General features: G+C 53.6%; 1 protein-coding gene and 2 pseudogenes. All 3 read left to right on the top strand.

Features of this window, described 5'->3' with window-relative positions; translation table 11 throughout:
• Positions 1-549 (top strand): annotated as a pseudogene (locus ACIPY9_RS24520) (hypothetical protein); the annotation flags it as partial.
• A gap of 5 nt (positions 550-554) precedes the next feature.
• The gene (locus ACIPY9_RS24515; protein WP_400707801.1) at positions 555-1,775 is read left to right on the top strand and encodes a hypothetical protein; all 1,221 of its coding nucleotides are present in this window, start codon (positions 555-557) and stop codon (positions 1,773-1,775) included.
• Positions 1,776-1,780: 5 nt separating this feature from the next.
• Positions 1,781-2,314: pseudogene (locus ACIPY9_RS24510) on the top strand (hypothetical protein); the annotation flags it as partial.

Here is a 2,314-nt window from a genome sequence, read left to right as displayed (position 1 = left end):
ATGGTGCGTTTCAAGCGGCGTTTCCGACGTCTGTTCGTCGCCCCGTTCGAGGAGTTCGATGCGGTGATCACGCTGCTGCCCAGCGGCTACGGTTCACACGACTATGCGATCACCCTTTATCACCGCTACACCAACACCCGGCTCTGTCTCGCTACCAAGCTGCATACCCTGGGTCTGGATAAAGCCAATGCCCTGGCCTTCTGGGACTGCCTGCAACGTTACATGGACATCACTCAGCCCCTGCCCGACCTGCCCGTGCTGGAACAAAGCCGCCACCTGGACCCCGTCACGGTCGCCCATGACGCTCATACCCAACGCAAACCCCGCCGCTGGCGTGATCAGGCCACCCGAGGCTGGAAATCGAACGGAGAAAAGAGGCTGAACGAACAGTTGCAGCGCTACCCATGGCAACAGCACCCCTGCGTCATCAAGGCACGACTGAGCGAAGAACTGACCATCGAAGCCTGGTACCGCCGCCAGGAAGCCAAGGGCATTTTTGCAACGCCCAAAGCTGAGAACTTTGCACTCCACCTTGATGACGATGAGTGACAGATATGAACGCCTATGCCAATAGCGCCTACCGAAGCGACAGCCATGAACCCATGCCGCCCCCGACAAGGTACGTCCACCTCAACCGTAACGGCCTGTTCGACACCCAGATTGCCTTTGGCAATTACGCCGGACTGGACCCGGCCATGGAAATCACCCTACAACTGGAGTGCGAAGAGCATCGGCTTTATCAGCAGCAGGAAGAACACGGAGAAAAACAGGAAGTGTATTGCGATGCCAGGCGCTGGCGCTTTCAGAACTCCAGCAAGATTCCACACATATTATTTGTATCCCAAATAATGTGCTTTTTCTTTATATGGGTTCCATGGAGTACGTGGATTTTTCTTCCAATCCAAGTAGAGCTTGGATATGGCTATCCTGACACCGAAATCACATTGCTAATGATTTTTATATCGACAGTATTAATGTTCGGAACTTTAACTTTTCACATGACTGAAAATAAATATCTCCACCACGTGCTGATTGCAGGTCTCGTTATCTGCACAACCATCGTTCTCTGGCTAAAAGGCACCCTCTGGGGCAGCAGCGAAATGCATATCGCCTTCTGGCTCGGCACCTTTCTCTATTTCATGGGCGCCATCGGTTTCGATTGCCTGCTCTGGCTGTACAGCACAGTCAGCCGCCACGACGGCAGCGAGTTCAATCGGGTTGACGGGATGGTGCGTTTCAAGCGGCGTTTCCGACGTCTGTTCGTCGCCCCGTTCGAGGAGTTCGATGCGGTGATCACGCTGCTGCCCAGCGGCTACGGTTCACACGACTATGCGATCACCCTTTATCACCGCTACACCAACACCCGGCTCTGTCTCGCCACCAAGCTGCATACCCTCGGGCTGGATAAAGCCAATGCCCTGGCCTTCTGGGACTGCCTGCAACGTTACATGGACATCACCCAGCCCTTGCCCGACCTGCCCGTGCTGGAACAAAGCCGCCACCTGGACCCCGTCACGGTCGCCCATGATGCACGCACCCAACGCAAACCCCGCCGCTGGCGTGATCAGGCCACCCGAGGCTGGAAATCGAACGGAGAAAAGAAACTGAACGAACAGTTGCAGCGCTACCCCTGGCAGCAACACCCCTGCGTCATCAAGACACGACTGAGCGAAGAACTGACCATCGAAACCTGGTACCGCCGCCAGGAAGCCAAGGGCATTTTTGCAACGCCCAAAGCTGAGAACTTTGCACTCCACCTTGATGACGATGAGTGACAGATATGAACACCTATGCCAATAGCGCCTACCGAAGCGACAGCCATGAACCCATGCCGCCCCCGACAAGGTACGTCCACCTCAACCGTAACGGCCTGTTCGACACCCAGATTGCCTTTGGCAATTACGCCGGGCTGGATCCCGCCATGGAAATTACCCTGCAACTGGAGTGCGAAGAGCATCGGGTTTATCTGCGACAGGAAGAACGTGGAGAAAAACAGGAAGTGTATTGCGATGCCAGGCGCTGGCGCTTTCAGAACTCCAGCAAGACCCCACATATATTATTTGTATCTCAGATAATGTGTTTTTTCTTTATATGGGCCGCTTGGGGAACAGGCGTATTTGGCTCAATAAAACTTGAACTCGGCTATAAAACCATTGGCACCGAGACAGGAATACTAATAATTTTTACATCAGTAGCTTTAATGATGGCATCGCTAATTTTATACATGACCGAAAAGAAAGAAGTTCATTACCTTCAACTTTCTGGCCTATTGATCTGCGCAACCATCGTCCTCTGGCTAAAAGGCACCCTCTGG

It is taken from the genome of Pseudomonas sp. NPDC089734 (assembly GCF_044748865.1).
GTDB lineage: Bacteria > Pseudomonadota > Gammaproteobacteria > Pseudomonadales > Pseudomonadaceae > Aquipseudomonas.
Note: the sequence above shows the minus strand (reverse complement) of the source record. Positions and strands in the feature narration are given on the sequence as shown.

Excerpts from the sequence above, each read along its gene's own strand:
- ACIPY9_RS24515 (WP_400707801.1), top strand. The coding sequence starts at position 555 with ATGAACGCCTATGCCAATAGCGCCTACCGAAGCGACAGCCATGAACCC.